This window comes from Herbaspirillum chlorophenolicum (assembly GCF_001189955.1).
GTDB lineage: Bacteria > Pseudomonadota > Gammaproteobacteria > Burkholderiales > Burkholderiaceae_D > Herbaspirillum > Herbaspirillum chlorophenolicum.
In genome coordinates this window covers 38,005-52,104 of the sequence record NZ_LFLT01000015.1, presented here as the reverse complement: position 1 = coordinate 52,104, position 14,100 = coordinate 38,005, and the positions used below count along the sequence as shown (strand labels likewise).

The 14,100-nt window shown below is 62.2% G+C and carries 3 protein-coding genes; all 3 read right to left on the bottom strand.

All coding sequences use genetic code 11. From position 1 onward, the window contains the following. Positions 1–59: 59 nt before the first annotated feature. Positions 60–536: a hypothetical protein gene (locus AKL28_RS11375; RefSeq protein ID WP_050468258.1), complete on the bottom strand. Its 477-nt coding sequence runs from the start codon at positions 534–536 to the stop codon at positions 60–62. Positions 537–588: 52 nt separating this feature from the next. Further along, positions 589–1,263 carry a trypsin-like peptidase domain-containing protein gene (locus AKL28_RS11370; protein ID WP_050468257.1) on the bottom strand — a complete coding sequence of 225 codons (675 nt, stop codon included), beginning with the start codon at positions 1,261–1,263 and terminating at the stop codon, positions 589–591. A gap of 236 nt (positions 1,264–1,499) precedes the next feature. Continuing rightward, positions 1,500–13,892 carry a filamentous haemagglutinin family protein gene (locus tag AKL28_RS11365; RefSeq protein ID WP_050468256.1) on the bottom strand — a complete coding sequence of 4,131 codons (12,393 nt, stop codon included), beginning with the start codon at positions 13,890–13,892 and terminating at the stop codon, positions 1,500–1,502. Positions 13,893–14,100 lie beyond the last annotated feature (208 nt).

Here is a 14,100-nt window from a genome sequence, read left to right as displayed (position 1 = left end):
CATGCTGATTGGAAGCGGACGAAAAAACGGCATACGACGATCTCTGAATGACTCAATGGCTACTTCTGCGGAAAATCCAGCGTCAGTTGCAACACCATCGGCTGGCGCATATCGGGTGGCGGCGGTTCCGACAGCGGCTGCGCCGTCAGCAGCGCGCGCAAATCGTTGTCTGCCTGGGCATTTCCGAGCGAGGCGAATTCCAGGCGCTCGACCTTGCCTGAAGGCGCGACCCACACACGCGTCACCAGCGGCGGCGGTAAAGGCTGCCCTTCCTTGAGCAAGCGTTCCTGCATCCAGGCATGCAAGCGCACCACAGTGTCATCGGCGGGATCGCTCAGCCAGGCGGCGAACTGATTGCTCGCCAGTTGCGCATAGCTGATCCAATGTTGCGGCGGCTGTTGCGATTGCTGGGATTGTTGGGATTGCGCGATGGATGGCACCAGCATGGTGGCGATGCCGACGCCGGCGCCGATGCGCTTGAGCCAGTGCATCGTCTTGCTCCAGCGCGATTGCTCAGATTGCAGATGCTCTTGCATGATGGTCCTTGTCAAATGAAATACGTCAGGCCTCAAGCATAGACGGCCCACATTACCCGCAAATGACACCGACCTCCAACGTAAACGCCCTTGCCGCCGGCGATTGCTGCATGCTGATCTGCGCAGCATCGCTCTCGGAAAAATCGATGCCGTGGGCGCGCAGAAAACGCTTGATGACGCTGGATGACACCGCCCTGACTGACGTCGCACCGGCCGCCTTGGCCGGATTGCCGGACTGAAGCAGCACCGTCTCGGCCGTCCCCGGCGCGCCGGCCACGCGCTCGACCACTATCCCCAGCAGCAAACCGCCGACGCCGAGCACCGGACTGCCGCTTGCCCCCGGTTTGACGCCCGACAGCAATTGCAAATCACGGCCTTCATTGGGAGACGTCACCACCACCGTCATCGCATTGCTCAGCACGCGCGCCCGATCCGGCATCCGCAACAGCCGGGAATACGCTTCGGCAAAAACCGCCACGCTGCGGTCCGACGGCAATTCCGTACGGGAGAACACGGCGCTGAGAACGGGCTTCAGGGCCGTCGCCAGTACCGCCACATCCGTCTCGTCGCTGACCGCCCGCAAGCTTGCCGTTACCACTCTGGCGTCCTTGACCACATACAGGGAGGCGCATCCGGCCACAGCATGTCTTGCCGTCAGGACGTCGCCGTTGGCATTCAGGAACACGCCGCTGGCCTGGGCCTCGAAACCTAACGACGATGCAGCCATGCACGGCGCCGCCGCGCCAAGCGATACGCATGCCGCAAATGTATATCGGAACCCGAAAAACCAGATTGCCCTCATGTCATCCCGCCCTCGCCCTGTCGCCGTTTCTTTACCGGCCATCAGGGCCGCGATGAGGTGTTGTCATCAGGTGATTTCCAGCCCCCTGGAAATCACCATCATCACCTTCGCGGCATTCTCTCACGGAATTTTTGCACTCCTCACTCTTTGATCGCCCTATTTCATTGCATCAGATTACGCCGCTCCGTCTCCGTCAGACGGGCACGTTGCGCCGGTGTCAGATCTCCCTGGCCCAATACCTGGAAAGCGCTGCCCTTGTCATATCCCGCGCCCGCCGGCGCCGGCCGGTTTTCGCTGCCGGAAGCTTCATTGCCGAAACCCAGCACGCGCACCGTGAAGATCGACGGCAAGGCCTGGCGCGCTTCGTTGCGCGCCCGCTGTACCGAATCCTGCGCCGCCGTTGCCGCCGAACTCGCCGCGGCGCTGGCATTGGTCAGCGCGCCGACATTGACCGCCGCAACCATCGGAATGCCGGTGGCCTCGCCTTTAACCTGGATATTGGCCGCATTCACCACCTGCAGCGCCGCCAGATTGACGTTGCCCGATACCCGGATGCCTGCCTCGCCGGCATCGATGGTGCCCAGCGGAGCGATCAGGTCGACATCGCCGGCCGGCACTTCGGGGATCGGGGCCAGGGTCGCAATGCCGGCGCCGTTCGATGGCACCTGCGGCGACAGCGTCACGTCGCCGACGTTGTCATAGACCCGCTTGGGCGGGGTATAGAGCACGGTGGTCTTGGCACCGCGACCGGCATTGATATCGCCTTCGGCCGACCAGGCCAGGATGCCGCCGCCGAAGGTGGTCATGATCCGCGACAAGCCCAGCAACAGGCTGCCCTTGGAATAGATGCCAATATCGCCGGCGCCCTGTGTGATCAGGCCGGCGCTGGCCGGCGGCGCAGTGCCTTCCACGCCGATCACGACGCGCCCGGCCGGCGCCAGCAACTGAATGTCGCCACCGAAATTGGTGCGCACACCGGCGCCGCCGAACATGGTGATATCGCCTTCGCGGACGATGGCATTTCCCTGCCCGTCCTGTTGCGGGAACAAAGTGGCGATGGCCTCGCGTCCGCGCAGATAGGATTGATAGCGCACGCCGTTGGGGTCGTTGTACTCGCGACCACCTTCGCGCAGCTCGGCAAAATAAACCTGCTGCAGGAAAATGCTTTGATGCGCCGGCGCCAAACCACTGAAATAAGCCAGTGCTTCTGCCGGCGTACCGCTGAAGCCATAGCGTTTCAACAGCCAGGCAGCCAGCTCCTGGTCGTAGATCTTCACGGCCTTGCCCGGTTGCTGCGCCAGCGCGATGCCGCTGACGGCCAGATTGGCCGGGTCCAGATAACGGTGCATGAAAGCGTTGTAGTCAGGACCGCCGGCGCCCACGCCCGCTTGCAGGTAGACGCTGGCTCCCGGCCGGTTGTCGCCGGACACGATGGCGCCCAGCGAGGTGATGCCGGCACGCTCGTCCATCCGGATGTTACGGCCGGCGGTCAGCTCCAATGCGCCTGGCCCGGCGATCGAAAACGAGCTGTAGACGATATCCCGTCCCGCCGCGACAATCGACACATCGGTCGGCGCGTGATGGGCGATGAAGTTGCCCGTAGACTGACCGCCTCCCACCATCGGGAAATACGTGAATTGCGATAAATTGGTGCCGCTGTTGACGATGTCGCGGCCGGCCTTGATCCAGACCGCGCCACCGCCTTCATACAGCGTGCGGCCAGCCAGACGGCTGGTCGAATCGAAGTTGCTCAGGATTTCGCCCGTGCGCAGGCCGACAATATCGCCGGAACCTGCATAGAAACGCGCCGGCGCCAGATCATAGAGGCCTGATGCGGTGTTCGGACCGAAGGCAAACAGATTGTTTTCAACAGGGAACGCCAGCGCATCCACCGTGCTGCTGGTAGCGGGATGCAACGGCGTCGGCAGTGCCGCCATATCGGCGCTGGAGCGACTGATGGCATAGCCGCCGGCATAGATCGACTGCCCCGCCAGCAATTCGAGCTCGCCATTAGGCGAAGGCGCCAGCACCAACGAATAGCCAAGTGCAAGTTCATCTTTTTTTACCGCCGAAGCTCCCATGTAGATGTTGCCTGACGGCGCCGCCGCCCTCAGGATCGACGGATAGTAAAAGCGGCCGGCTGTAGCGCCTGTATCCGCATCGGGGGTGAACGACACCTGAGAGCCGCTACCCTGCCCGAGCTGGGTGCTGGGCGTCAGGTTGCCACCGGCCGCAAACAGATCGATGGCGGTACGGTTGGACCACAAGGTGAACCACGGCAATTTGCTTTTGCTATTGGGATCAATCGTTGCAGTGCGGCCTGCATCGCGCACGCCGGCAAGCACCAGATCGTCGCGCGACGTCAGATTGAAGGTGGCGTCGCCCGGCATGAGCATGAGGCCGCCGCCAGCCAGTGCCCAGGTTGACCTGAACGCATCATAGGCACGCACTTCCTTGCCGTCCTGCAAAGCGGCATTGGCGCCGTAACTGAGCTGGATGGTGCCTTGACTTGCTGCGGCAATATCGACGTGGCCGCGCAAATTGGCGGCCAGGCCGTTGAGCCCGATATTCTGGTACTGGACATCGGCGTTACCTATCATATAGGCACTCGCATTGCCGTTGAGCGCACCGCCGATACGCACCTCCATATCGCCGCCACCAGTCAGGGAGAGGCTGCCATCAGGATTGACGCGACCGGTCGACGCCACTGCCAGCGTCAGCGCCTGGCTGCGTGGGAACAATCCGCTGCCCGGTCTCGTTGCGCTCAGCACATCGATTGTTCCGGCATTACCGCCGGCTTCCAGGCGCAAGTCGCCACCGCCCAGGGTGCCATAACCGGTAAAGCCGACCAGATACGGCATGGCGTCGATCGAATTGGCTGTGTCGGGGTTATTGCTCGCGACATAGGTGCCGAAATTGATCCACCAGGCCGCTCCCTTCTGGCTGCTGCTTACATCGCCCTGACGCCACAGCCAGTTGGCCGGGTCGGCACTCGATTTCTGATCTGCACGATTACCGTCGGCCCTATAAGTGTTGCTTTTGGTCCAGGCGTCGCCAGTGACGCTACCGCCGGCACGCAGCAGCACATTACCGCCAGAGGTCGGATACCAGGCTTGATACGTGCTGCCGCTACCACGCACCAGGGTTTCATAACCTGCGACGCCCGTACCCAGTACGGTGGCGCCCGATGCGATGCGATCCAGATTGAAGGCCGGCGACAGCGCCGGTGATTGCGTTCCGGCCGTATACACACCGTAAGGAGAGCGCATCGCGATATTGCGGCCGGCCACCAGATCAAGATCGCCCGTTCCTGTACGCAGCACGCTAAAAATCGGACTGGCCGGATTGCGGTCGATCAAGGCGCCGATGACGATCTGGTCAGGCGTGCCGGGAATATTCTGGCCAATCGGCGTGCACAGGTCAGGACACCAGCCCTCGTCGGCGGCAAGCACGGGCGTGCCGGGAATATATTTGGGGTCGATCCCCGGCCCATCGTTGTTCCAGACGTACTTTGCATGCACACACAAGCTTGGATTATCTGCGCACAAGGCGGCGGGATCCCAGTCAGGATCAATCGGCGTTCCTGCCTGCTCGCCAAAATCGCTTGCCCCTTTTTCACTCCAGAACCAGCCACCGGCCTGCTGTGCAGGCGTACCGGGGATGATCGTGATGGCATGCTTGTCGTACACCGAAAAGTGCGTATCGGCCAGGGTCAGATTGCCGTTGGCGTCCCGCGTGCGCAAGGTGCGCGTGTCGGCAGCGGCAGTGTCGGCGCCGGCGACCAGACGCATCGACCAGCTTTGCGAACCGGCCGGCAGCATGGACGCCACCGCCCAGTTGGCGCCCTGATAGCCGTTACTATCAGCCGCGCGCAACGGTACCGAGATTGCACCGGCCGGCAATTTGAGCTCAGCCAGAGCCGGAATCAGACCGCCCATCGGCAAGGTCACATCGCCGTTAATGGTAATACTGGCCGGCAGCGCAACCCCCTTAGGCCAGACCAGCGCTTGCAATGACAAATTCGTCGTGGCGATGAAGCCCGCACCAAGCCGCGTGTTCACCGGCAATGTCACCGCTGCGCCAAGACGGGTGCCTGACGCATACAGCAAGCTGCCATCGGCGGCGCGGATGTCGCCGGCGAGAATCGTGTTGGCCGCGAGTGTCACTGCGGCATTGAGCACTGACTCAACCGGCAGTTGCGTGCCGATCGGCACCGTCAGCGCCTTGACCGGCAAGTCGTAGTTTACCGGGCGTCCGCCCGGATAAATGGTGCCGTCGGCCAGCGTGACATTACCGCGCGGAACAATCACATCGCCGCCATATGACAGTACGCCCGGCCGCAGCATCCAGCCGTCGTCGTCCGGCGTCGCCGGCGGTGGAGCAAAACCGTCATTGATGCTGCCGTAGATATCAAGATTGCCGCCGGCGCGGATCACCAGCGATCCCACTTCACCGGAACCGTAGATGCCGGTTTTGGCGAAATTCGGATTGACGCCGACATAGCGGTGCGCGGACAGATCGAGGTCGCCCTGGACCACCAGATCGCCATTCGGTGTGGCGCTGACGATCTCGACACCCGGACGCAGGTGGAAGGCGTTGGCGTAGGTGGCGTTGTTGAGGCCCGCCAGTTTACCGTTCATCAGCGTGGCATTGCCGAGCGCCGCAGTGATGAAGCCGGTGCTGTCGGCATGTTTCTGATCCAGATAATTCTGATCGATGATCTGATACGGCCGCCCGCTGGCAGCCGGGTCGCTGCCGTAGGTCGCATCGCTGTAGCGCTGTACCGCATTGACGGCGATCGAGCGTGCGCCGCTAATCGCGATGCTGCCGCTGGCGTCGATCGCGATGTCGCCACCGGTCGCGCCGCCCAGGCGCGGGGCATTGAGTTCAAGCGTGCCGCGTGCCGCGCCGTCGTTCTGGCCCGGTGCGGTGCCGACAGCGACGTTGGTGCCGTGGCGCAAATCGATGCGTGCACCGGATGCCAGCGTCAATTGACCATCGCCCGAATTCAGTTCGACCATGGCGCGGTTCGGGCTATCGATGATCTTGCCGTAGCTATCCACCCGCAAGCGGCTGCCGTGCGCATCCAGCAGCGCCGAGCCGGCGATGGTCAGGCCCTGGCGAGCCGCCAGCCGGATCGATCCCACTTTAGCCCCGCTGGCATCAATGGCGCCGGTCACGGTGAGCTGGCCGCCATCCAGCGAGACTACCACCTCGCCGGCGCGCAGACCGTCACCGATGGTCAGGTCGCCCTGTTTGAGCTGGAAGCTGCGGCCACCGGATACTGCGCCGGCATTAAGCCGCGCATTGAGTGCCGCAAACTGGTCGCTGAGCGAACCGGCGCCGCCCAGGTGCTGAGCACGTACATCAATCGAACCACCGCGATACGGTACATAGCTGCCGCCTGCATCATATTCGCCGCTGGCCGTGCCGAGAATCGCTCCCTGCAAGTCGACCGTACCCGCTGCCGCACCAAGCGCCGCCGCAGACAATTGCCCGGCCTTGTTATACCGCGCCGACAGATCAATGATCGATCCGGCAGCCTGCCGGATATCGCCAGTACGGCTTTCCAGAATCACGTCGCCGCCCCAGCTGTATTTGACTGCGTCGTGGATGCCGATAGTGCGCCCGGCCAGATCCAGTTGCGCAGCATCGGTGAGCGCCACATCGCCCTCTGCGCTCGCGGTGAAGCGCCCACTCGGCAAGGCCACCGTGGTGGCCAACGATATGCTCTGCGCCTGTAGCGACAGCTCCGCGCCGAGGCCCTCGCCGCCAACCAGCCGGTCAGGCGCGCTACCCGAAGGTGCGATGGCACTGATGACACCGCCTGCTTTGATACTGTTGTTCGAGCCGGCTGCGCCGGTGAGTAATGGTGTGGAAAGAACCAGATTGCCGCCTGTATAGCTGTAACCGGTGGCGGGGGTATACGCTCCCTGGCTCTGGTAGACGGCAAGGCTGCCTTTGTGGTTGGCGCTGATGCGATCGCTCGCTGCCAACGTGACATTGGCAAAACCAAGTGCCAGCCGCGCCGGATTCTCAATGCCGGTGATCTGAACGTTGGGACCATCGCCCAAGGTGATGCGTTCGGCGCTGATCAGCAGCGAGCCGCTGCCGCTTCCCGGACCTGCAGCGATCAGCGAGCCCGGCGTGTCGGTCGAAGCGCTCCAGACGAAATTCTTGGCACGGATCACCGCCGAGTCCGTCGCCGTACCCATACCATAGATGGCCGGGGTGCCCAAAATCAGATTGGCGATCTTTGATTGGCCGTTTGCGTCAAACGTATCGAGCGCCACCGTTCCAAAAATATTGACGGCTTCGCGCGCCTTGAGGATCAGACTCTCCAGCGCCGGTGCGCCGGTCGAGGTGTCGCCACGCAGCAGGCGATCCAGCACCTCCTGATTGAGCAGCAGGCCGGAGGGAAGGACACCGGCCGCGCCGGCCGCCGCCAGCGCTGCATTGGTGCCGATGTTGACGGCGCCGACGCCGAAGGACAGATTGCGCGTGCCGTAACGGACATTGTCGCCCAGCTCGAAACGGTTGTTCGTTGCAAAGGCAATCGTGCCTTCAGAGTACAAGGTGGTCGGCGCATCGCAATGACCGCTGGCGCCGCAAGCGCCAAGCAGGATCGCTGCTTGAGTCGTCACCGCGGAGCTGGCCGGCAGCACATCAAGCCAGCCATTCGATACGGCCAGCATGGATGCGCCGCGATTAATGCCGTCCTGCGGATTATAAATAAGGCCGCCACGCGAATCGAACGGCGCCGCTCCCATGCCGAGCGTATTGATACCGGCCCCGGCCTCGATGGTGATGGCGCCGCTTGCATCCCGGCCGGCCACCAGCATGACCTCGGCCGCGCGCAATATGGCGCCTTCGCGCAGCGTGATGCTAAGCGTATCGGTCAAGTTGCCGAAGCTGAAGAAATTGCCCTGCTGCCCATACTTGATCACTGGCATGGCGCCGATCGACAGGCGCTTGGTCCCCAGCGCGTTCAAGCTGTCTGCATGCAGCGAAACGCCGGTGAACCCCGTTGTCGGCGCTGCGCCGGCGGGCAGGATTTCCAATTCTGAGCCGGTAGTCCCTTGTACGCTTGCCGAGCCGCCGATGCCACCCTGGGCCGAGTTGAAATTGATGCTGCCGTCGAAACGGAAGCTATCGGCACCGCCCCCGGAACGCAGCGTCAACGACAGCGACTTGGCGTCTGCCGGCAACATCGGACGCGACACACCTAGCCGTGCGGCATCGGCAAGTGCGAATTGCGTATAGGACATCTCGTTGAATTGCGAAAACCGGCGCACGGCATCTGCCGGCGTCAGGATGACTTGCCTGCTCAGGCTGTCCTGCACTTGAGAATCGGCAAAACCAAGCCGCGCACCAGCCAGATAGGAACCATTGCTCAGCATGCCGTTGCCGGTGGCGCCACGCGCATCGGCAGCGGCCGCGACTTCGACACGGAACGCGCCCGGCAACAAGGCGTAGCTTGCAGGCATCAGCGTGTAAGTCCCTGCCGGCAATCCCGGGATGGAACCATCCAGCGTAATTTGCTGGCCTATTGCCGGTTTGCTGTCACTGCCTTGCGTCACCGGGGCGTATTTTCCGCTGTAGCCTGGCACAATGGCATAGACGGTGTTGCTGCTGTCGCTGGCCTTGATACTGGGATTTGACGCCACCAGCGGATAGCGCAACACATCAATCGAGCCGCCGCGGCCGGATACAAAGCCAGCGCCGGCAAGCTCGCCGCCACCGCCCAGATCAATCGTCGCTCCGCGTTGAACATCAACGCTTGTCGCCGTGAGCGCGACACCCGCTGTCGATGCAATGCCCTGCAACGCAATTTTCTGGCCGCCGTAAAACCAGTCGATGCCATCGACGGTGCCGCCATAGGGCATCATCAGGCCGGCTGAACTGGTCGAGGTAACACTGCCTGGCAACAGCGTCACATCGTGCGTGGAGTACGAGTTGCCCAGCGTGATCGACCCGAGCGGCGCACGTATCGTGCCGCCTTGACGGATGGTCATGGCTTCCATCTTCAATGTGCCAAATACCGAGTACGGTTGCGCATCGGGCGCCGCTCCGGTACTGCGGATGCTGAGTACACTGGCCGGATCAAAGTTTTGCTGTGCTGAATTATTGTTCCACCCTGCCCGCACCGTGGCAAAGGCGGCTGTGGTCGGATAGAGCTGACGCGCCGCCAGAACCAGATCACCGCCTGTCTGGAGCAAGGTGCGTGCCGAAGACTCGCCAGGCAAAAAGCGCAAATCGCCGCTACTGCTCATTTCTACGTCGGCAAAACCGCGCCGATCCACGGAAAACATGCCTCTCGTCCCCGCTATGCCGAAACGTACAGCGCGTTGAATATCCAGCAGATCAGCCGTGGCCGTGAATTGCGCCGCACTTGTCCGTGCTGACGCACCGTCGGTATAGATGGCAGGAAAGACACGCGGACCATCGACGATGCGCTCGCCGATACCGCTCAGGCGCACATAAGGCGCTGACAGTGCGATACGACTGTCAGCCCGGGCGCTATCGGTCAGCGCCAGCGAGGTGGAAAAAAGCTGGAGATTTTTCGACATGGAAAGCGCCACATCGCCATCGAAGGCGATGATGCCGTGGCTCAGCAGATTCAGATTGCTGAAGCCGCCATCCTGGATCTGCGCCACGCCGATTGCACCGTGGCCGTAGGTCAGCTGACCTGCCGCACTGAGCGGGCTTGCTCCTGGCGCCAATAGTTGGGGAGCCGTGGCTTGCGTCACGACCAGATCGCGCGACTGCATGACGCGCGCGGCGGCGGCACTGGCATAAAGAGGCGTTTCGAGTGCGATCGACAAGGTACCGCCGGCAGCCCCCTGACCGCCGGCTCTGGCGATCAGCGCGCCATCCAGATAAAGACCGTTGTTGGAGGCCAGCGCAATCGAACCGCCATTGCTGCTCACTTGGCGCGAGCCCGACTGCGTATCGATGGTCGCGCTGGCGCCCGATGCATTGAGCACCGCGCCATCGCGCACCACTACAAAGAGATCAGGCGCGGTAGCTTGCGCAGCCGCCGTATCGATATCGGCGCCGATCACGATCGAGCCGCCGGCCAGCACTTTGCCATAGCGCTGCAAACGGCTATCGAGCGCAGTAAAGGCGCGCCCGGACACATCCAGCACGGCATTTTCGCCGATCCAGATCGAGCGGTCGTGGCCGAGGGACCGCATCTGTTCCGCAATCGCTCCTACCGTGATCTCGCCGATCTGGATTTTCCCGCCCCAGGCGTTGAGCGTGCCATCGACGGTGATTTGCCCGATACCGGCGATACCGATCTGTTGTCCGGGGTCGACGTTGATGACCGCGCCCTTGCCGATATTCAGCTTGGTGGATGTCATTTCGGCAGCACTTGCCGTTTCCAGTCCTGCCGACAGCGACAGGCTGGCGCCGCTGCGCTGGCTCAACACGCCACTGCCCGGATGCTCGATATGCAAGGGCGAGACCCAACGCTCCAGAGCGCTCGCAACATCCATGCTTTCATTGGCGCCCGCAGTCAATCGATAGACCGGCGCCGACACGTCCAGGATGGTGCCATCGGCCACGCTCAAACCTTTGTGGCCGCTAATGCGATAGTTCGAGAATCCGCTCTGGAACAGCGCCGTACCGAGGCGCAATGACCCGCCGCCATCCGTAGTCCGATCGGAAATGACGATGCCGGGACCGGAATCGATGGCAAGCGTTCCGCCGCCATTCATGCCATAGGCACGCAAGCTGCCGTTCAGGATCAGGCTGCCATTCGCATTGTTGCCACTGACAGTCCTGTCGGCCTGCAACGAGATATCGCCGCCCCGTCCGCCTTTGCTGGACCCGTTCTGTAGTATCGATCCGCCCGAAGAGACGTCGATGACACTGCCGGCTTCCAGCGTCACATCCCGGCTGGAAGAAAGCGTGACACGACCGCCATCAAGAAAAGCCCGCTGCTGCATGCTGTCCGGCGCCAGCAATCCGTTGAACCACCCGCCGCGTACATCGATCGTGGCGCCATCGTGCAGCGTGACGACTGAAGCGCCGTTCTTGAGTAAAGCGACGCCGTTGCTCAAGCCGTCCGCGACAAAGATATTGCTGGCCGTGACGCTGCCGCTGCGCGTGACGATATCCGCGCGAATATCGATGTTGGCGCCGGTCAGTTTCAGTACACCGTCGTCGGCCAGCCGGATGGCGCGGTCAACCGCAATATTGCCGCCGCTGGCCAGATCCAGGCCGCCCAATTGCTGCGCATTGAGCCAGCCGGCATCGAGCCAGAGCGTATTGGCGCGCCCGCTCGGAAGCGCTCCGGCAGCAGTGGCGCCGGCGCTGATCTGTGCGATATCGGCGATGCGCACATCCGTGTTGTAGACGCCGCTGCGGCCGAGGCTGGAATACTCTCCCAATGCCAGCGAACCATTCTGAGCGGCGGTATTCTGCGCCAGTTTATAACTGTCGGTGAGGCCAGCCGGCCGCGCGTTCATTTGCATCGGCCCATTGTAGGCAGTCGCGGTGATGCCTCCCTCCAGCACCGCAGTCGGCGCATTGATCAGCAACCGCCCGGCATCGCGACCAACCGTATAGCCGTTCTGCAAAATACGCTGCGGTGCAATCAAGGGGTTGCTATAGTACTCGGTGGCATTCTTCCCCCAACGCGCATGCGCGACTTCAAAACCCTTGTAGACGCCGCTGAATCCCATATCGGCCGGCGCCCTATCGACCCGGTAGAGCTGACCGTCGATACCCTTGAGCCAATTCTGATTCAGATAGCCGGTCTGCACATTCAGACTGCCGCCGGAGAGATTGATGCTGGAACCGGTTTGCGTAACCACTTCGCGGCCGCCCAGTGCCACCGTTCCGCCCTGCGCCGCCCATTCGCCGATGCGATGGCCCTGATTGGCCAGATAGCCGCCGACTTCCAGCAAACCACCGGCGGTATACCAGCGATCCGATGTGTAGCCTCCGGTGCCGGCCGGCACATAGATCAACTGGCGCGTATCGATCCATACATTGCTGCTGGCCAGCAGGCCACTGTCGCGCGCGATCGCGGCATCGCGCAATTCATTGCCCTGGATATTGACCAGCAAGCCGTTGGACGACATCGGCAACGACACGCCGACCGCACCGGAAACATCCAGTATTGAACCTTGAGCCACGAACGAACGTGCACCTGCCGTGGCGCCAATCTGGCCGCCGGTGGCGAGCGTCAGCGAACCGTCTTCAAAATTGATGTTGCCGCCGCTGACGATTTCCACGCGCGACTGGTCGCGGCGATCCGCCAGTTTGGAGAGATTGTCAAAACGCCCGCTCGATGCCGCCGGGCGCACCGCGTCCTGCGCGGCCGAGTCGGCGATCAGGGCATCGCGCTGGCTGTTCAAGGAAGAGGTTTGGCCATCATCGCTGATCAGCACTGCGGTATAGGAGTCTTTACCCAGCGTGACGCTGCCTTGTGTATCGCTGGCGGAGTTGAGCAAGTGAATGGTACCGCGCGTGTTGGCGGTGGTCGTGGCAAGCACCACGCCGTTCTGCCGCACTTCGCGTCCAGCCAGGGTGACATCCCCTTCCGGCGCCGTCAGCAATCCCGTATTGACGACTTTACCAGCGGTGCTGCCTGCATTCATTTGCGGCGCCACCTCGTTGCCGCGGGTAGTCGACATGGCATTGACCTCGGTACCATATCCCTTGCGAATGATGAAACTGTCGCCGGCGGCCAGCTCTACCTGCCCCTTGGGCGTACTGATGGTGCCGGCGTTACTCACTTCGCTTCCCAGCAGCAGCACGTAGCCGCCGCCCTGCGTCACACTGGCCGGTTGCGCGGTATTGATGCGTGCGCCGGCATCGACAATCAGTTTGCCGTTGGCGTCGGTGAAGCTGGGCGTAGCGGCATTAGCGCCATACAAGCCATTGGCCTGGAACTGGGTATCGCTGATATTGGCCGCTGCCGCCACCAAGTTGCGGGTATTGATCTGACTGCTGCCGCTGAAAATGACGCCATTGCGGTTGACGATCATCACCGTGCCGTCGGCCTGAATTTTCCCCTGGATCTGGCTCGGCCGCGCCAATGGATCGTTGACGCGATTCAGTACGGCCCAGTTGGTATCCTGGTAAAAACGCAGCAGCGTATTCTTGCCGACGTTGAAGGTTTCCCAATTCAGAATCGCCTTGTCGGCAGTCTGCTGAATCACCACCGTGGTCTTGCCGTCGACAGTGGTCTGCGTCGGCGCGTTTGCCTTGAGCCAACCTTTGGTGAGGCTATCGGTGTCGATCTTCAGACCACCATCTGCCAGGCCGTCCGGCACGCCGGCGCCATTCATCGCAGCCAACCTTGCCGCTTGCTGCGCCGACTGCTGCGCGGCAATAGCCCTTGCGACGATGCTTAGATTATTGAGCGACGTCTGCAGTTTCTGGTTGGCCTGCTGCTGTTGCGCGAAAGGATTAGTCAAGGACGACGCCGGCATGCCGTTAGGCAAGTAACCGGTACTGGCAGCGGTACTTTGCGCAGCCCCCTTGGCGGCGAACCACGCGCTGCTGAACGCTTGCTGGGCATGTGCTGCACCGGCCATTCCTCCTGCCGCCCCTGCTGCCAGCATGATGGCAATGGCCCGGACTATCGGTCGCGGCGTATGGGCTGCGGCAGTTCTATTGTCGAAACGATAAAAAGAAGAAGACCCGCGAGAAGAACGTCGTTGAAGAGAAGCGGTCGATGTGCTTTTGGATACGTGAAGGAGCGGCATGAAGGTTCTTTCGAGGTCTGATCGGATCAACGTTTGT